The sequence below is a fragment of the Hydrogenophaga sp. genome (assembly GCF_031426985.1).
Lineage (GTDB): Bacteria > Pseudomonadota > Gammaproteobacteria > Burkholderiales > Burkholderiaceae_C > Hydrogenophaga.
Map to the genome: position 1 here is coordinate 1 of NZ_JASJOY010000162.1, position 17,202 is coordinate 17,202.

A 17,202-nucleotide genomic window follows, 5' to 3' on the forward strand; every position below is an offset into this window, starting at 1 on the left:
GGAAACCACCGAAGAGCTGCAGCCCCTGGCCGTGGCCAAGCTGCTCAAGGCCCTGGTCGACAAAGAGCAGCCTGGCCTGGTGATCCTGGGCAAACAGGCGATCGACGACGATTGCAACCAGACTGGTCAGATGCTGGCCGCACTGGCCGACCTGCCGCAAGCCACTTTCGCCTCCAAGGTCGAAGTCGCTGATGGCAAGGCCAACGTGACGCGTGAAATCGATGGCGGTCTGGAAACCCTGTCGGTGTCTCTGCCGGCCGTGGTCACCACCGATTTGCGCCTGAATGAGCCGCGCTATGTGACGCTGCCCAACATCATGAAGGCCAAGAAAAAGCAACTCGACACCTTCAAGCCAGAAGACCTGGGCGTCGATGTGGCCCCCCGCATCAAGACCCTGAAGGTGGCAGAACCTGCCAAGCGCAGTGCTGGCATCAAGGTGCCCGATGTCGCCACGCTGGTGGACAAACTCAAGAACGTTGCAAAGGTGATCTGATCATGACCGCACTCGTCATTGCCGAACACGACCACGCCTCCATCAAGGGCGCGACCCTCAACACCGTGACCGCTGCTGCCGCTTGCGGTGGTGACGTGCATGTGCTCGTCGCTGGCCACAACGCCGCTGCTGCCGCACAAGCTGCAGCCCAGATCGCTGGTGTGTCCAAAGTCATCCATGCTGACAGCGAAGCCCTGGCCCATGGTCAGGCCGAGAACGTGGCAGCCCAGGTGCTGGCCATCGCTTCGAACTACAACCACATCCTGTTTCCCGCCACGGCAGGTGGCAAGAACGTGGCTCCACGTGTGGCCGCCAAACTGGACGTGGGCCAGATCAGCGACATCACCAAAGTTGACAGCGCCGACACCTTCGAGCGCCCGATCTACGCCGGTAACGCCATCGCGACCGTGCAAAGCAGTGATGCCGTCAAGGTGATCACCGTGCGCACCACGGGTTTTGACGCTGCTGCGGCCACCGGCGGCTCTGCTGCTGTTGAATCTGTGGCTGCACAGGCTGACAGCGGCAAGAGCAGCTATGTGGGCAGCGAGATTGCCAAGAACGATCGCCCTGAGCTGACGGCCGCCAAGGTCATCGTCTCCGGTGGCCGCGCCCTGGGCAGCAGCGAGAAGTTCAACGAAGTGATGACGCCGCTGGCCGACAAGCTGGGTGCGGCCATCGGCGCCTCGCGCGCTGCGGTGGACGCGGGCTACGCCCCGAACGACCTGCAGGTGGGCCAGACCGGCAAGATCGTGGCGCCGCAGCTGTACATCGCCGCCGGCATCTCGGGCGCCATCCAGCACCTGGCCGGCATGAAGGATTCGAAGGTGATCGTGGCGATCAACAAGGACCCTGAGGCGCCGATCTTCTCGGTGGCCGACTATGGCCTAGAAGCCGATCTGTTCTCGGCTGTGCCCGAGCTGGTGCAGTCGCTGTGATGGACTCCGGCAAGCAGACCTTCGAGGCCGAGAGCCTGGATGCGCTGACCGCGCGCGTGGGCGAGGAACTCGCCGTCAGCGACTGGCTGCCCGTCACCCAGGAGCGGATCAACCGTTTTGCCGAGGTCACCGGCGACCTGCAGTGGATCCACATCGACACCGAGCGCGCGCGCCGTGAATCGCCCTATGGCACGACCATCGCGCACGGCTACCTGACGCTGTCCCTGCTGCCGGGCCTCTCGCAAGGCTGCATCACGGTGCACGGCACCCGCATGGCGGTGAACTACGGGCTCAACCGGGTGCGTTTCATGGCGCCGGTGCGGGTGGACGACCGCATCCGCGCGCGTTTCACGCTGCACTCGGTCGAAGCGCTGCCCGACGGCGGTGCCCAGGTCATCTGGCAGGCGCTGGTGGAGGTCGAGGGCAGCGGCAAACCGGCCTGCGTGGCCGAGATGGTGTCGCGCCGCTACACCTGAGCGGCTGCGCGCAGGGTTGGAGCACCGGGTGCGCACTGGTATACCCTGAGGAACGCCCCCCTGGGAACTCTCGACAATCCGGGTACAGTGATGTCTCGTTTTGCAGAACGGAGTTCCATTTTGAGCGCAGACCCCAGCAGCCCGCAAACGGCGGCGTCCGCGGCGGGCGACAGCAAGCCAGCAGAGCGCCCCAGGCGCCCCACCCCGGCGCGAAAGCCCAAGGAAGATCGCCACTTCGTGACCGCACTAGCGCGCGGGCTGGAAGTGCTGGCCTGCTTTCGCACCGGCGAAGCCACGCTGAGCAACCAGGAGCTGGCGGTGCGCTGCAAGCTGCCCAAGTCCACGGTCTCGCGCCTGACCATGACGCTGACCAAGCTGGGCTACCTGATCCATGTCGAAGAAAGCGGGCGCTACCGCCTGGGCACCGCCTGCCTGGCGCTGGGCAGCGCGCTGCTCACGCGCCTGGACGTGCGCAAGATCGCGCGGCCCATGATGCAGGAGCTGGCGAACTTTTCCGGCGCCTCGGTCTCACTGGGCGTACGCGACAAGCTCTCGATGATTTATGTGGAGAACTGCCGCAGCAGCGCCGCACTCACGCTCACGCTGGATGTGGGTTCGCGCATGCCGCTGGCGGCCTCGGCCATGGGGCGTGCCTGGCTGGCCTCGGTGTCCGCCACCGAGCGCGAGGAGGCGTTGGAACAGATCCGCGAACTCGACCACCTGGCCTGGCCCGGCATCCAGGCAGGCGTGAACAAGGCGCTGGAGGACTACCGCACGCTGGGCGTGACCTGCTCCTTCGGCGACTGGAACAAGGAGGTCAACGGCATCGCCCGCGCCTTTGACCCGGGCAACGGCCTGCCGCTCATGGCGGTCAACGTGGGCGGCCCGTCGTACAACCTCTCGCCCGAATTCCTGTTGAAGGAAGTGCGGCCGCGCCTGCTGGAAGTGGTGCGCTCGATCGAAGACGCGCTGCCGCGCTGAAGCAGCGATACGGCGGTGCTCAGCCGTCCGTTTCGAGCACCGGGCGCACCCGCGCCACAGCGGAAAAAATGCCCGTGGCCCGCAACACCTCGCGCTCACCCACGCGCAGCACGCAGTCGCCAAACGCCAGCTGCTTGCCCAATCGGCGCGGCGTCACATGCGCTTCCAGCCATTCGCCCACCCGGGCGGCCGCGAGGTAGTCCAGGCTCAGGTTGACCGTCACCATGGTCGGGCTGTGGCGACGCGCGCGGTGCAGGTTGATGCCCAGCGCACCGTCGGCCAGCGTGGCCAGCATGCCACCGTGGGGTATGCCCAGCCGGTTGCAGTGCTGCGGCAGCAGGCGCAGCCCCAGCACCAGCAGACCGTCGGGCCGCTCGCGCACGTACAGGTCGCCCAGGGTCTGAAAGTACGAGGCACCGCCGTAGACATGGGGCCAGAAGCCTTCGGGCACGCTGATGTCGTTCATGTCAGTTTTCCATGGTGTCGGAGCGCCACCCACGACGCAAGAAGCCACGCCACCCAGAGGCACCGCCGGGCCGGCTTTGCCGGACGGCCAGTGCCGCCCCCTTGGAGGGGGGTGACGCGAAGCGGCGCGGGGGGTGTTTCACCATTTTCAAAACCATGCGTCCTGCATGGCGCGGTGGCTGTCGTCCAGCGTGCGCAGCAGCGCCAGCTGGGGCGCGACCTTGGGCAGTTCCCAGCGGAAGAACCACTGTGCGGCCTGAAGCTTGCCGCGGTAGAAGGACTCGTCAGCGTCGGTGTCGGTGCCACGCGACAGCGCCTGCTGCGCCACGGTGGCCTGGCGCAGCCAGGTCCAGGCCAGCAGCGTGTGGCCGAAGGCTTCGAGAAACAGGTGGGCATTGGCCAGCACGGCCTCGCCGTCGGTCTGCAGCGGCACGCGCAGGGCCTGTACCGAGTCGCTCACGTCCTGCCAGGCCGTCTGCAGCGCTTGGGCCAGCGGCACCAGCGGCGGCTGCTCCAGGGCCTCGGCGATGTTGGCAGTCACCACGCGGTGCATCGCCGCCAGCGCGGCGCCGTCTTTCATCACCACCTTGCGGCCCAGCAAGTCCAGCGCCTGGATGCCGTGCGTGCCTTCGTGGATCATGTTCAGCCGGTTGTCGCGCCAGTACTGCTCCACCGGGAATTCGCGCGTGTACCCGTAGCCGCCCAGAATCTGGATCGCCAGCGAGTTCGCTTCCAGGCACCACTGCGAGGGCCAGGACTTGACCACCGGCGTCAGCAGCTCCAGCAGCAGCGCCACTTCCTGCAGGCGCTGCGGATCGGATTCGGTGCGCTGTTCGTCCACCAGCCGGGCCGCGTACAGCGCCAGGCCGTAGGCGCCCTCGACATAACTTTTCTGCGCCAGCAGCATGCGCCGCACATCAGCGTGCGCCACCAGCGGCAGCGGCGGCGACAGCGGGTCCTTGTTCGACGGCGCCCGGCCCTGCACCCGCTCGCGCGCATAGCGCAGCGACGCCAGGTAACCGCGGTAGCCCAGCATGATGGCGCCCATGCCGACGCCGATGCGGGCCTCGTTCATCATGTGGAACATGCAGGCCAGGCCTTCGTGGGGCCGGCCCACCAGCTCGCCCACGCAGGCGTCCTGTTCGCCGAAGGACAGCATGGTCGAGGTGGTGCCGCGCCAGCCGCATTTGTGGATCAGCCCGGCCAGCGCCACGTCGTTGCGTGCGCCCACGCGGCCTTGCTCGTCGGTGTGGAACTTGGGCACGGTGAACAGCGAGATGCCCTTGACGCCCGGTGGCGCATCGGGAAGCCGGGCCAGCACCAGGTGCACGATGTTGTCGCTCAGCTCGTGGTCGCCACCGGAGATGAAAATCTTCTGGCCCTTGATGAGGTAGCTGCCATCGCTGCGCGGGGTGGCGCTGGTGCGCAGGTCGCTCAGGCTGGAGCCGGCCTGCGGCTCGGTCAGCGCCATGGTGCCGAAGAAGCGTCCGCTGCGCAGCGCCTGCAGGTAGCGCGCCTGCTGCACCGGGCTCCCGAATTTCTCGATCACGTTGGCGTTGGACGCCGTGAGACCCACATACGAGGTGGTGGCCACGTTGGCGCTGCGGAACACCGACAGGCAGGCCTGCGTCACCAGCACCGGCAGTTGCATGCCCCCGGCCGCCTCGTCGGCGCTGGCCGAAAGGAACCCCGCCTCGCAGTACGCGCGCACCGCGGCCTGCACGCCCTCGGGCAACACCACCTTGCCGTCCACCACCTGCGGTTCCTGCTCGTCAACCAGGCGGGCATGGGGCGCGAACAGGTCGACCGCGATGCGCGTGGCCGTGTCCAGCACGGCGTCGAAGGTCTCGCGGCTGTGTTCGGCGTAGCGTGGGCGTTGCAGCAGGCCTTGGGCATCCAGCACCTCGTAAAGCTGGAATTGGATGTCGCGTCGGGGAATCAGATCGTCGTGCATGGGATTGTTCAGGCCATCGTTTGCCGCTATTATCCGCTTCGTTTTGAAACTGTGTTCTGCACTGCAGATCATGGTAATCCCTAGGTCCGGGGCGATCCAGCCCCGGCGCCCTTCGCACTTTTTCTTTCCCACAACGGAGACATCCATGAACCCGGTGGACTACACCCAGCAAGGCACGGTGGCCGTGCTCACCCTGCAGAACCCGCCCGTCAACGGCCTGGGCCACGCGCTGCGCAGCGGCATCGTGGCCGGGCTCGACCGCGCCCTGGCCGACCCGGCCGTCACCGCCATCGTGCTGACTGGCGGCGAAAAGCTGTTTTCCGGCGGCGCCGACGTGCGCGAGTTCGGCACGGCCAAGTCGTCCATGTCGCCCCACCTGCCGGACGTGATCCGTGCGCTGGAAAACGCCGGCAAGCCGGTGGTGGCCGCCATCGCCGGCCACGCCCTGGGCGGCGGGCTGGAACTGGCGCTGGGCTGCCACTTCCGCGTGGCGCTCAAGAACGCCACCCTGGGCCTGCCCGAGGTCAAGCTCGGCCTGCTGCCCGGCGCCGGCGGCACGCAGCGCCTGCCGCGCGCCATCGGCCTGGAGGCCGCGTTGAACATGATCGTCTCGGGCGCGCCGCAGAAGGCTGCCAGCTTCGAAGGCACGGCCCTGCTGGACCAGGTGGTGGATGCCGATGTGGTCGCCGCCGCCGTGGCATTCGCCCGGCAGGCCGTGACAGACGGCAAGCCGCTGCGCCGCCTGCGCGACCTGAAGTTGCCGACCGCCGCCACAGACGCTTTCCTGCAGTTCGCGCGCAACAGCGTGAAGGCCGCCGCCAAGGGGCTGCCCGCGCCGCTGGCCTGTGTGGAAGCCGTGGCGGACAGCGTGACCCAACCTTTTGACGAAGGTCTCAGGCGCGAGCGCGCCGCCTTCTTCGCGCTGATGAACACGCCCGAATCGCGCGCCGCGCGCCATGTGTTCGCCGCCGAACGCGCTGCCGGCAAGCTGCCCGACATCCCGGCAGACACGCCACTGCGCCCCATCGCCCGGGTGGGTGTCATCGGCGCCGGCACCATGGGGGGCGGCATCACCATGAACTTCCTCAACGCCGGCCTGCCGGTGGTGCTGCTGGAAACCAGCCAGGAAGCGCTGGACCGGGGCCTGGCCACCATCCGCCGCAACTACGATAACAGCGCCAAGCGCGGCAAGCTCACCGCCGAACAGGTGGAGCAGCGCATGGGCCTGATCACGCCGACGCTGGACTACGCCGGGTTCAGCGACGTGGACCTCGTGATCGAGGCGGTGTTCGAGCAGATGGACGTGAAAGAGAAGGTCTTCCGCCAGCTCGACGCGGTGTGCAAGCCCGGCGCCATCCTCGCCTCCAACACCTCCTACCTGGACATCAACAGAATAGCCAGCTTCACCAGCCGCCCGCAGGACGTGCTGGGCCTGCACTTCTTCAGCCCGGCCAACGTGATGAAGCTGCTGGAGATCGTGCGCGGTGAAAAAACCGCCAAGGACGTGATGGCCACCGCGCTGGCCCTGGGCAAGCAGATCCGCAAGGTCTCGGTGGTCTCGGGCGTGTGCGACGGTTTCATCGGCAACCGCATGGTGGCGCGCTACGGCGCCGCAGCCAACGCACTGATCGTGGCCGGCGCCTCGCCACAGCAGATCGACAAGGCTCTGGAGCGCTTTGGCTTCGCCATGGGGCCGTTCCGCATGGGCGACCTGGCGGGCCTGGACATTGGCTGGGCCACGCGCAAGCGCAAGGCGGCCGAGGCCGGCGTGCCGCACGAGCCCACCGTGGCCGACAAGCTGTGCGAACTCGGCCGCTTCGGCCAGAAGACCGGCGCCGGCTGGTACCGCTACGCGCCCGGTGTGCGCGACGCCCTGCCCGATCCGCTGGTCGAGGAACTGGTGGCCGAGTACCGCAAGACCAAGGGCGTGACCGCGCGCAAGGTCAGCGACGAGGAGATCGTGCAGCGTTGCGTGTTCGCCATGGTCAACGAGGCGGCGCGCATCCTGGAAGAAGGCATCGCCGTACGCGCCTCCGACGTGGACCTGGTCTACCTCAACGGCTACGGATTCCCGGCCCACCGTGGTGGCCCCATGTGCTACGCCAACGAGGTGGGCCTGTTCAACGTGGAGCGCGCGCTGAACAGCTTTGCCGCCGAGCCCGGTGCCTTCGACTGGTGGCAACCCGCACCGCTGCTGCGCCGGCTGGCCGAAGAAGGCCGCGCCTTCGCCTGATGAACCGAACCACACAAGGAGGACCCACATGATCGACGCCGTGATCGTTTCCACCGCGCGCACCGGACTGGCCAAGAGCTGGAAGGGCGCTTTCAACATGACCTATGGCGCCACGCTGGGCGGCCACGCCGTGCAGCACGCGGTGCAGCGCGCGGGCATCGACCCGGGCGAAATCGAAGACTGCATCATGGGCGGCACCTTCGGTGAAGGCACCACCGGCGGCAACATCGCGCGTGCCGTTGCGCTGCGCGCCGGCCTACCCGTCACCGTCGGCGGCATGACGGTCAACCGCTTCTGCTCGTCGGGCCTGCAGACCATCGCCATGGCCGCGCAGCGCGTGATGGTCGAAGGCTGCCCGGCCATCGTGGCCGGTGGCGTGGAGAGCATCAGCTGCGTGCAGAACGAGTCCAACGCCCACATGCGACGCGACCCCTGGCTGGTCGAACACAAGCCCGAGCTGTACTGGAGCATGCTGCAGACGGCCGAGACCGTGTCCCAGCGCTACGGCATCAGCAAGCTCGCGCAAGACGAATACGGTGTGCGCAGCCAGCAGCGCGCCGCCGCCGCGCAGGCGGCCGGCAAATTCAAGGACGAGATCGTGCCCATGACCACCGTCATGGGCGTGGTGGACAAGGCCAGTGGCCGCATCTCCACCAAAGAGGTGACCATCGACAGCGACGAAGGCATCCGCGCCGACACCACGCTGGAGGCGGTGCAGAAGATCCGCGCCGCCCTGCCCGGTGGTGTGGTCACGGCCGGCAACGCCAGCCAGTTCTCGGACGGGTCCTCGGCCTGCGTGGTCATGAACGGCAAGCGCGCGGAACAACTGGGCCTGCAGCCGCTGGGCATCTTCCGCGGCTTCGCGGTGGCCGGCTGCGAGCCCGACGAAATGGGCATTGGCCCGGTGTTCGCGGTGCCGCGCCTGCTGCAGCGCGCCGGCCTGAAGGTCGAGGACATTGGCCTATGGGAACTCAACGAGGCCTTTGCCTGCCAGGTGCTCTACAGCCGCGACAAGCTGGGCATTCCCGACGAACTGCTCAACGTCAACGGCGGCGCCATCGCGGTCGGCCACCCTTATGGCGTGAGCGGCGCGCGGCTGACCGGCCACGCGCTGATCGAAGGCAAGCGCCGCGGCGCGAAGTACGTGGTGGTGACCATGTGCATCGGCGGCGGTCAGGGTGCGGCAGGCCTGTTCGAGGTGTGCTGACCATGGGCGTCGAACAACTCTTCCGACTCGACGGCCAGGTCGCCCTGGTCACCGGTGGTTCGCGCGGCCTGGGCCTGCAGATGGCCCAGGCCCTGGGCGAGATGGGCTGCAAGGTCGCCATCAGCGCGCGCAAGGCCGACGAACTGGCCGAAGCGAAGGCGCATCTGGAGACGTTGGGCATCACGGTGCAGACCGTGGTGAGCGACCTGCAGAAAACCGAGCGCATCCCGGCGCTGGTGGACGAGGTGATCCATGGCCTGGGGCCGATCGACATCCTGGTCAACAACGCCGGCGCCACCTGGGGCGCCCCGGCCGAAGACTACCCCGACGAGGCCTGGCACAAGGTGATGAACCTGAACATCAACGCGCCGTTTTTCCTCTCGCGCGAGGTGGGGCGGCGCTGCATGATCCCGCGACAAAGGGGCAAGATCATCACCATCGCCTCGGTCGCCGGCCTCAAGGGCATGGGGCCGGGCGTGCACACCGTGGCCTACAACACCTCCAAGGCGGCCGCCATCAACTTCACCCGCGCGCTGGCCAGCGAATGGGGCCGCTACAACATCAACGTCAACGCGATCTGCCCCGGCTTCTTCCCCACCAAGATGTCCGAAGGTCTGCTCGACACGATCGGCGAGGCCATGACCGCGCGCACGCCGCTCAGGCGCCTGGGCGGCGACGAGGACCTGATGGGCTCCGTCGTGTTCCTGGCCAGCGAGGCTTCGCGCCACATCACTGGCCAGTTCATCGCGGTGGACGGCGGCGCCTCGGCCATCTGACGATGAACGCACCCCAGACCCTCTTCACCGGCACCCAGCCGGTGAGCCCGGCCCATGCCTTCGACGAGGCGGCGCTGGCGCGCTGGATGCAGGCCCACGTGCCGGGCTTCAGCGGCCCGATGGCGGTGGCGCAGTTCAAGGGCGGGCAGTCCAACCCCACCTTCCTGCTCATGGCCGGCGGGCAGCGCTATGTGCTGCGCCGCAAGCCCATGGGCGAGCTGCTGCCCTCGGCCCACGCGGTGGACCGCGAGTTCCGCGTCATCCGGGCGCTGGCCGGCACCGACGTGCCCGTGGCGCGCGCCCACGCGCTGTGCGAAGACGACGCGGTCATCGGTTCGGCCTTCTACGTGATGGACCATGTGGAGGGCCGCATCTTCTGGGACCCGACCCTGCCGGGCATGACGCCGGCCGAGCGCGGCGCCATCTTCGACGAGCTCAACCGCGTGCTGGCCGCCCTGCACAAGGTGCAACCGGCCAGCGTGGGCCTGGCCGACTATGGCCGCCCCGGTGCCTACCTGGAGCGCCAGGTGGCGCGCTGGACGCGGCAGTACAAGGCCGCCGAGACAGAACCCATCGAGGCCGCCGACCGCCTGATCGACTGGCTGCCCCGGCACATGCCGCCCGAGGGCGAAAGCCGCATCGTGCACGGCGACTACCGGATCGACAACGTCATCTTCCACCCCACCGAGCCGCGCATCCTGGCCGTGCTCGACTGGGAACTCTCCACCCTGGGCGATCCCCTGGTGGACTTTGCCTACCACTGCATGAGCTGGCGCATGCCGCCGACCTCTCGCGGGTTGGCGGGCGTGAACATCGCGGCCCTGGGCATCCCGAGCGAGGCGCACTACCTGGCAAGCTACCTGATGCGCACCGGCCGCAGCGCCGCGGTCCCCGCGCGCGACTGGAACTACTACCTGGTGTTCAACATGTTCCGCCTGGTCGGCATCCTGCAGGGCATTGCCAAGCGCGCCCAGCTGGGCAACGCGTCCAACGCCAGCGCGGTGGAAACCGGCAAGCGCGCCCGTCCCCTGGCCGAACAGGCCTGGGCGCTGGCCCAGACCCTCTAGTCTCAAACCACCTTTCCCGAACGGAGCCCCCATGGATTTCGACCATTCCCCCAAGGTCCAGGACCTGCAAGCCCGCGTGCGCGCCTTCCTGGACGAACACATCATCCCGGCCGAACCGGTGTTCGAGGCCGAAATGAAAGCCTTCCGCGCCGCCGGCAACCCCTGGCAGGAGCCGCCGGTGATGGAGGAACTCAAACACAAGGCCAAGGCCGCCGGGCTGTGGAACCTGTTCCTGCCGGAGTCGCCGCTGGGCGCGGGCCTGAGCAACCTGGAGTACGCGCCGCTGGCCGAGATCATGGGTCGCTCGCCCATCGGCTCCGAACCCTTCAACTGCTCGGCGCCCGACACCGGCAACATGGAGACCATCGTGCGCTACGGCACCTCGGCCCAGCAGGAACGATGGCTGCAGCCGCTGCTGGATGGCAGCATCCGCTCGGCCTTTGCCATGACCGAGCCGGCCGTGGCCTCCAGCGACGCCACCAACATCGAAGCGCGCATTCAGCGCGACGGCGACCATTACGTCATCAACGGCCGCAAGTGGTGGACCTCGGGCGCCAACGATCCCCGCTGCCAGGTGCTGATCTTCATGGGCAAGACCAACCCCGACGCGCCCAAGCACTCGCAGCAGTCGATGATCCTGGTGCCCATGGACGCCCCGGGCGTGCAGGTGTTGCGCTCGCTGCCGGTGTTCGGCTACGACGACGCACCGCACGGCCACGCAGAGGTGCAATTCACCGATGTGCGCGTGCCGGTGGAGAACATCTTGCTGGGCGAGGGCCGCGGCTTCGAGATCGCCCAGGGCCGTCTGGGCCCGGGCCGCATCCACCACTGCATGCGGGTGATCGGCCGCGCCGAGCGCGCGCTGGAAGACATGTGCCGCCGCGCCACCCAGCGCACGGCTTTCGGCCGCACCCTGGCCGAACAGGGCGTCACGCGCGAGCGCATCGCGCAGTCGCGCATCCTGATCGACCAGGCGCGTTTTCTGGTGCTGCACGCGGCCTGGAAGATGGACAAGGTCGGCAACAAGGCGGCCAAACAGGAGATCGCCATGATCAAGGTGGCCGCGCCGTCGATGGCGCTGCAGGTGATCGACTGGGCCATGCAGGTGCACGGCGGCGCCGGCGTGAGCGACGACTTCGGTCTGGCACGCTCCTACGCATCCACACGCACGCTGCGTTTCGCCGACGGCCCGGACGAGGTGCACCGCAACGCCATCGCGAAGGAAGAGATCGGCCGTTTCCTGGCCCGCCAGACATGAATACCCTGCACCACGCCCACTGGCCGCCCGGACTGCCCCGGCAGCTGACGCTGCCCGAGACCAGCCTGTGGTTCAACGCCGAGGTCTCGGCCCGGCGCTACCCTGACAAACCCTTCATCGTTTACTACGACTCGCCACTGGGCTTTGGCCGTTTCCGCGACGACGCCGAGCGCCTGGCGGGTCACCTGAAGCAAGTCTGCGGCGTGCAGGCCGGCGACCGTGTGCTGCTCTACCTGCAGAACAGCCCGCAGTGGGTGATCGGCTACTACGCCATCCTGCGCGCCAACGCGGTGGTGGTTCCGGTCAACCCGATGAACATGAGCGAGGAGCTGGCGCATTACGTGGCCGACAGCGGCGCGCGCGTGGCCATCACCGCCCAGGACCTGCTGGCGCAGCTGACGCCCCATCACAGCGCCCATGGCGCCGCGGGGGCGGATGCGCTGGACCATGTGGTGGTCGCCACCTACAGCGACTACCTGCACGCCACCACCAACCTGCGCCTGCCCGACTTCGTGACCGCGCCGCGCCAGCGCGTGGGCGGTGCCGGCCTGCACGCCTGGGCCGAGGCACTGGCGGCGAACCACGCGCCCGGCCCGCACACCGCCGGCCCCGACGACCTGTGCGTGATGCCCTACACCTCGGGCACCACCGGCCACCCCAAGGGCTGCATGCACACGCACCGCAGCGCGCAATGCACCGCCATCGGCGGCATGCAGTGGTTCGCACGCAACCAGGACTCGGTCGCGCTGTCGGTGCTGCCCTTCTTCCACGTCACCGGCATGGCCGGCGGCATGAACGGCCCGCTGTTCCTGGGCGGGACCATCGTGGTCATGTCGCGCTGGGACCGCGAGGTGGCGGCCGAGCTGATGCAGCGCCACGGCATCACCGGCTGGCAGGCCATCAGCACCATGGTGGTGGACTTCCTGGCCAACCCGCGCATCGGCGAATACGACCTCTCGCGCCTGGTCGGCATCCGCGGCGGCGGCGCCGCCATGCCCGCCGCGGTGGCCCAGAAACTCAAGGACCTGCTGGGGCTGGACTATGTCGAGGGCTACGGCATGTCCGAGACCATGGCGGCCACCCACATCAACCCGCCACAGCGCCCCAAGGCCCAGTGCCTGGGCATCCCGGTGTTTGACGTCGATGCCCGCATCATCGACCCCGCGACGCTGCAGGAGCTGCCCCCGGGCGAAACCGGCGAGATCGTGGTGCACGCGCCGCAGATCATGCAGGGCTACTGGCGCAACGAGGCGGCCACGGCCGAGGCGTTCCTCACCATCGACGGCCGGCGCTTCCTGCGCACCGGCGACCTCGCCCGCATCGACGAAGACGGTTACTTCTTCATGATGGACCGCCTCAAACGCATGATCAACGCCAGCGGCTACAAGGTCTGGCCGGCCGAGGTGGAGGCGCTGATGTACCACCACCCCGCGATCCTGGAGGTCTGCGTGATCGGCGCGCAGGACCCCAGACGCGGCGAGACCGTCAAGGCCGTGGTGGTGCTGAAACCGGAACACCGGGGACAGGTCGGCGAGGCCGACATCGTGCAATGGGCGCACGATCACATGGCCGCCTACAAGAGCCCGCGCATCGTCGAATTCACCGAGGCCCTGCCCAAGTCGGGCACCGGCAAGATCATGTGGCGCCAGTTGCAGGAGCGCCAAAACCAGCAGGACACATCCGGAGCCACACCATGAGCACCCGTCAGAAAGCCCGCGCCGTCATCGCCCGCGCACACGGCGCCCCCGTCACCGTCGAAGACATCTGGGTCGACCCGCCCCGGGCCGGCGAGGTCATGATCAAGATCTCGGCCTGCGGCGTGTGCCACAGCGACCTCTCGGCCGCCAAAGGCGTGATCCCGCTGCCACCACCGGTGGTGCTGGGCCACGAAGGCGCGGGCACCGTGGTGGCGGTGGGCGACGGCGTCAAGGGTCTGGCGGTGGGCGACCGCGTGGTCTCGTCTTTCGTCAGCATGTGCGGCCACTGCCGCTACTGCACCACCGGGCGGCCGCAGCTGTGCGACCAGGCGGGCAAGGCCGCCTTCACCCTGCCCGACGGCAGCACCCGCCTGACCGACATGGCCGGCCAGCCGCTGAACATCTTCTCGGGCTGCGGCGTGATGGCCGACTACGCCACGCTGCACCAGGACAACGTGGTGAAGATCGGGCAGGACGTCTCCATGGAGTGCTGCGCGCTGGTCAGCTGCGGCGTCATGACCGGCGTGGGCGCGGTGGTCAACACCGCGCGCCTGACGGCGGGCTCGGTCGCCGTGGTCTTTGGCGCGGGCGGCGTGGGCCTGAACGCGATCCAGGGCTGCCGCATCGCGGGCGCGGCCATGATCGTCGCGGTGGACCGCGCCGACAGCAAGCTCGAACTCGCCCGCCTGTTCGGTGCCACCCACACGGTCAACGCCAGCGGCGACGAGAACATCGTCAAGACACTGAAAAAGCTCACCGGTGGCGGCGCCGACTACGCGTTTGAATGCGTGGGCTACGGCGAGGTGGTGGCCCAGGCCTATGGCTGCCTGCGCAAGGGCGGCACCGCGGTGGCCGTGGGTGTGGCCGGCGTCAAGGACACGACCTCGATCAAGACGCTCACGTTGTCAATGGAGGAAAAGACGCTGACCGGCAGCTACTACGGCTCGGCCCGTCCGCGCGAAGACTTCCCGCGCCTGATCTCGCTCTACCAGGGCGGGCGCCTCAAGCTCGAAGAGCTCATCACCCACCGCTATCGCATCGACGAAGCGCCGCAGGCCTTTGAAGATCTGGCCCAAGGCCGCAACGCCCGCGGCATGATCGTTTTCGACTGACCCGGACAACCCCAGGAGACCCCCATGAAAGCCCTGCGCTGCAACGCCTTCGGCCCCATCAACACCCTCGTGGTCGAAGACATTCCGAGCCCCTCGCCCGCTGCGGGCCAGGTGCTGGTGGACGTGCACGCCGCGTCCATCAACTTCCCCGACGCGCTGATGGTCCAGGGCCTCTACCAGGTCAAGCCGCCCCTGCCCTTCACGCCCGGCGCCGAGCTGGCCGGTGTGGTCAGCGCGGTGGGCGACGGGGTGAGCCACGTGAAGGTCGGCGACCGTGTGGTCTGCTCCACGGGCACCGGCGCCTTCGCCGAACAGGCGGTGGCCGATGCCGCCAAGGTGATCCCTCTGCCCGAGGGCATGGACTACGCGGCCGGCGCCTCCTTCGTGCTGGTCTATGGCACTTCGCTGCACGCGCTGCAGACCATCGGCAAGCTGCAGGCGGGCGAGACCCTGCTGGTGCTCGGCGCAGCCGGCGGCGTGGGCATCGCGGCCATCGAGATCGCCAAGGCCCTGGGCGCGCGCGTGATCGCCGCCGCGTCCAGCGATGAAAAACGCGCCCTGGCGAAACAGGCCGGCGCCGACGAGACGGTGGACTACACCCAGCCCGAGTGGCGACGCGAGGTCGAGCGCCTGACCAACGGCCAAGGGGCCAACGTGGTGTACGACGCCGTCGGCGGCCCCTATGCCGAACCGGCCCTGCGCGCCACCGCCTGGCGCGGGCGCTACCTGGTGGTGGGCTTCGCGGCGGGCGACATCCCCAAGCTGCCGCTGAACCTGACCCTGCTCAAGGAGCGTGCCATCCTCGGCGTGTTCTGGGGCGCGGCCATGGCCAAAGATCCGAAGCAGCTGCTGGCCGATCTGAAGCAATTGGCCGGCTGGTTCCAGGCGGGCAAGCTCAAGCCGCCGGTGACCGAACGCGTGACGCTGTCGCAGGCGGCCGACGCCATCGAGCGCCTGGCCAGCCGCAGGGCGATGGGCAAGCTGGTGGTGCTGCCGCGCGGCTGAGAAGCGTCAAGCGCGGGATCAGCGCGCTTCAGCCGCCCGAGAGGCTGCCCGCGCCCTCCTGCAGCCCGGCGGCCAGGTGCCGGGTGCAGTTGAACAGGCGCACGGTGTGCGGTGCCGTGGCGTCCACCTGCGTGACCGCGGTGTTGCCCAGCCGCTCCCCGCGTTGGCCGGCGCCCGGCGCCAGCGGCAGGCCTGCCAGCCACTGGCCGATGGTCAGGCCGTGCGACACCACCACCAGCGCGCCACCCAGGTGCGCCTGCAGGGACAGCAAGGCCGCCCAGGCCTGGCGGCAACGCGCCGCGAAATCCGCTGCGGACTCGCCACCGGGCGGTGCGGCTTCCGTGTGCAGCGCATCGGCGGGCAGGCTGTCGTAAGGCAGCCCGCGCCAGTCGCCAAAGTCGCGCTCGCGGAACGCGGGCGACAGCACCACCTTCAGGTTCTGGCAGCGGCCCGCGATCGCTTCGGCGGTCTGCCGCGCGCGCGCCAGGTCGCTGCTGACGATGCCCGCCACACCGTCGCCGGCGAGCCGCCGCGCCACGGCACCCGCCTGCTGCAGGCCCAGGGCCGACAGCGGCGTGTCGGGTGGCTGCAGCACACGCGCCGCATTCAGCGCCGTTTCGCCATGACGCACGAGGATGATCTGCATCGGCGCATTCTGGTCCATGCCTCGCCCCCGGATCAAGGCCGACCGGCGTGGGGCACGGTGACCTGCGTGAACTCGATGCGGCCCTCGCGCCGCGCGCCCGCTTCCGGGCCAAAGGCCGGCGCGGTACAGATGAACAGGGTGCGGCCGTCCGCCCCCCCGAGCATGCAGGCGAAGCTGCCGCGCTCCCCGGTGGGGATCGTTTGCACCACACCGCGCTGTTCCATCACGCGCAGCACCCGGTGGCCGCGCGCATCGGCCACCCAGATGGCACCTTCGGCGTCCAGGCACAGGCCATCGGGGAAGGTGCCGGTCAGATCGGCCCAGACACGCCGGCCCGAAAGCCCGCCCTTGTCGTCCACATCGAACGCGGTCAGCCGCTGCGCGTGCGTTTCGGCCACCACCAGCGTGCGGCCGTCCGGCGTCAGCGCCATGCCGTTGGGAAACGTCACCTCGGTGGCGGCGACGTGCAGGCTGCCGTCGGGATCGACCCGCATCAGCTGCGTGCTGCGCACCGGCGCTTTCGCGTAGAGATCAAATCCGAAGTTGCCGACGTAGGCGCGCCCCGCGGCATCGACCAGCAGGTCGTTGCAGTGCCCACCCACCTGCGGCGACAAGTCGGCCACACACTGCAAGCCGCCGTCGCGCAGGGCCAGCAGGCGCCGGTCGTGCATGGACACCACCAGCAGGCTGCCATCCGGGCGCCAGCCCAGGCCGCTGGGACTGTGCGGCACGGTGCATTCGACGCGCAAGTCGCCGGCCATGTCGACCGACATCACCTGCGCCTGGAAGAAATCAGAAAACCACAGCCGGCCCTGGTGCCAGCGCGGCGCCTCGGCAAACCCCAGTCCGCCGACCAGGGTGGTCAGTGTCGCGGACGGGGTGAGCCAAGGCATCGCC

Annotated in this window: 15 protein-coding genes and 1 pseudogene; 12 read left to right on the plus strand and 4 right to left on the minus strand. The window is 68.7% G+C overall.

Annotation, left to right across the window (positions count from 1 at the left end; genetic code table 11):
* The 4 genes and pseudogenes from RMP09_RS17485 to RMP09_RS17500 form a co-directional block, all read left to right on the plus strand.
* Positions 1-493, plus strand: a pseudogene (locus tag RMP09_RS17485) (electron transfer flavoprotein subunit beta/FixA family protein); the annotation flags it as partial.
* A gap of 2 nt (positions 494-495) precedes the next feature.
* Complete coding sequence (locus RMP09_RS17490; protein ID WP_310567260.1) at positions 496-1,428, plus strand: electron transfer flavoprotein subunit alpha/FixB family protein; 933 nt, start codon at positions 496-498, stop codon at positions 1,426-1,428.
* Positions 1,428-1,904 carry a MaoC family dehydratase gene (locus RMP09_RS17495; RefSeq protein ID WP_310567261.1) on the plus strand — a complete coding sequence of 159 codons (477 nt, stop codon included), beginning with the start codon at positions 1,428-1,430 and terminating at the stop codon, positions 1,902-1,904. The genes RMP09_RS17490 and RMP09_RS17495 overlap by 1 nt, the downstream gene beginning before the upstream one ends.
* A gap of 237 nt (positions 1,905-2,141) precedes the next feature.
* Positions 2,142-2,885 (plus strand): IclR family transcriptional regulator, encoded by a 744-nt coding sequence (locus RMP09_RS17500; RefSeq protein WP_310567262.1) that lies wholly within the window; start codon positions 2,142-2,144, stop codon positions 2,883-2,885.
* 19 nt (positions 2,886-2,904) lie between these two features.
* On the opposite strand, the gene RMP09_RS17505 is transcribed toward RMP09_RS17500, so the two are convergent.
* Positions 2,905-3,351 (minus strand): PaaI family thioesterase, encoded by a 447-nt coding sequence (locus RMP09_RS17505; RefSeq protein ID WP_310567263.1) that lies wholly within the window; start codon positions 3,349-3,351, stop codon positions 2,905-2,907.
* A 147-nt stretch (positions 3,352-3,498) separates the two neighbouring features.
* On the minus strand, positions 3,499-5,304 hold the full coding sequence (locus RMP09_RS17510) for an acyl-CoA dehydrogenase (RefSeq protein ID WP_310567264.1): 1,806 nt from the start codon (positions 5,302-5,304) through the stop codon (positions 3,499-3,501).
* A gap of 145 nt (positions 5,305-5,449) precedes the next feature.
* On the opposite strand from RMP09_RS17510, the gene RMP09_RS17515 reads away from it, so the two are divergent.
* From RMP09_RS17515 to RMP09_RS17550, 8 genes are read left to right on the plus strand one after another with little or no spacing between them, the layout of a single operon-like run.
* Entirely contained in the window at positions 5,450-7,537 is a 2,088-nt protein-coding gene (locus RMP09_RS17515; protein WP_310567265.1) for a 3-hydroxyacyl-CoA dehydrogenase NAD-binding domain-containing protein, read from the plus strand.
* A 28-nt stretch (positions 7,538-7,565) separates the two neighbouring features.
* Positions 7,566-8,744: an acetyl-CoA C-acyltransferase gene (locus tag RMP09_RS17520; protein ID WP_310567266.1), complete on the plus strand. Its 1,179-nt coding sequence runs from the start codon at positions 7,566-7,568 to the stop codon at positions 8,742-8,744.
* Between the two features lie 2 nt (positions 8,745-8,746).
* Complete coding sequence (locus tag RMP09_RS17525) at positions 8,747-9,520, plus strand: SDR family oxidoreductase (RefSeq protein ID WP_310567267.1); 774 nt, start codon at positions 8,747-8,749, stop codon at positions 9,518-9,520.
* Positions 9,521-9,522: 2 nt separating this feature from the next.
* Entirely contained in the window at positions 9,523-10,587 is a 1,065-nt protein-coding gene (locus RMP09_RS17530; protein WP_310567268.1) for a phosphotransferase, read from the plus strand.
* Positions 10,588-10,618: 31 nt separating this feature from the next.
* Entirely contained in the window at positions 10,619-11,845 is a 1,227-nt protein-coding gene (locus RMP09_RS17535; protein WP_310567269.1) for an acyl-CoA dehydrogenase family protein, read from the plus strand.
* Positions 11,842-13,542, plus strand: a complete 1,701-nt coding sequence (locus RMP09_RS17540; protein ID WP_310567270.1) for a long-chain fatty acid--CoA ligase — start codon at positions 11,842-11,844, stop codon at positions 13,540-13,542. Before RMP09_RS17535 ends, RMP09_RS17540 begins: the two co-directional genes overlap by 4 nt.
* Positions 13,539-14,654, plus strand: coding sequence for a Zn-dependent alcohol dehydrogenase (locus tag RMP09_RS17545; protein ID WP_310567271.1), 1,116 nt, complete (start codon positions 13,539-13,541; stop codon positions 14,652-14,654). The genes RMP09_RS17540 and RMP09_RS17545 overlap by 4 nt, the downstream gene beginning before the upstream one ends.
* Before the next feature lie 24 nt (positions 14,655-14,678).
* A complete protein-coding gene (locus tag RMP09_RS17550; RefSeq protein ID WP_310567272.1) occupies positions 14,679-15,659 on the plus strand; it encodes an NADPH:quinone oxidoreductase family protein in 981 nt (326 codons plus the stop codon).
* A 28-nt stretch (positions 15,660-15,687) separates the two neighbouring features.
* Here the strand turns inward: RMP09_RS17550 and RMP09_RS17555 are convergent, their stop codons facing one another.
* Together RMP09_RS17555 and RMP09_RS17560 are read right to left on the minus strand one after the other, a co-directional pair.
* Complete coding sequence (locus RMP09_RS17555) at positions 15,688-16,305, minus strand: histidine phosphatase family protein (protein WP_310567273.1); 618 nt, start codon at positions 16,303-16,305, stop codon at positions 15,688-15,690.
* Between the two features lie 32 nt (positions 16,306-16,337).
* The gene (locus tag RMP09_RS17560) at positions 16,338-17,198 is read right to left on the minus strand and encodes an SMP-30/gluconolactonase/LRE family protein (RefSeq protein WP_310567274.1); all 861 of its coding nucleotides are present in this window, start codon (positions 17,196-17,198) and stop codon (positions 16,338-16,340) included.
* Between the last annotated feature and the right edge of the window lie 4 nt (positions 17,199-17,202).

What these genes read in the sequence shown, in the direction of transcription:
- RMP09_RS17490 (WP_310567260.1), top strand. Translation starts at nt 496, where the DNA reads ATGACCGCACTCGTCATTGCCGAACACGACCACGCCTCCATCAAGGGC.
- RMP09_RS17495 (WP_310567261.1), top strand. Translation starts at nt 1,428, where the DNA reads ATGGACTCCGGCAAGCAGACCTTCGAGGCCGAGAGCCTGGATGCGCTG.
- RMP09_RS17505 (WP_310567263.1), bottom strand. Translation starts at nt 3,351, where the DNA reads ATGAACGACATCAGCGTGCCCGAAGGCTTCTGGCCCCATGTCTACGGC.
- RMP09_RS17510 (WP_310567264.1), bottom strand. Translation starts at nt 5,304, where the DNA reads ATGCACGACGATCTGATTCCCCGACGCGACATCCAATTCCAGCTTTAC.
- RMP09_RS17515 (WP_310567265.1), top strand. Translation starts at nt 5,450, where the DNA reads ATGAACCCGGTGGACTACACCCAGCAAGGCACGGTGGCCGTGCTCACC.
- RMP09_RS17520 (WP_310567266.1), top strand. Translation starts at nt 7,566, where the DNA reads ATGATCGACGCCGTGATCGTTTCCACCGCGCGCACCGGACTGGCCAAG.
- RMP09_RS17525 (WP_310567267.1), top strand. Translation starts at nt 8,747, where the DNA reads ATGGGCGTCGAACAACTCTTCCGACTCGACGGCCAGGTCGCCCTGGTC.
- RMP09_RS17530 (WP_310567268.1), top strand. Translation starts at nt 9,523, where the DNA reads ATGAACGCACCCCAGACCCTCTTCACCGGCACCCAGCCGGTGAGCCCG.
- RMP09_RS17535 (WP_310567269.1), top strand. Translation starts at nt 10,619, where the DNA reads ATGGATTTCGACCATTCCCCCAAGGTCCAGGACCTGCAAGCCCGCGTG.
- RMP09_RS17540 (WP_310567270.1), top strand. Translation starts at nt 11,842, where the DNA reads ATGAATACCCTGCACCACGCCCACTGGCCGCCCGGACTGCCCCGGCAG.
- RMP09_RS17545 (WP_310567271.1), top strand. Translation starts at nt 13,539, where the DNA reads ATGAGCACCCGTCAGAAAGCCCGCGCCGTCATCGCCCGCGCACACGGC.
- RMP09_RS17550 (WP_310567272.1), top strand. Translation starts at nt 14,679, where the DNA reads ATGAAAGCCCTGCGCTGCAACGCCTTCGGCCCCATCAACACCCTCGTG.
- RMP09_RS17555 (WP_310567273.1), bottom strand. Translation starts at nt 16,305, where the DNA reads ATGCAGATCATCCTCGTGCGTCATGGCGAAACGGCGCTGAATGCGGCG.
- RMP09_RS17560 (WP_310567274.1), bottom strand. Translation starts at nt 17,198, where the DNA reads ATGCCTTGGCTCACCCCGTCCGCGACACTGACCACCCTGGTCGGCGGA.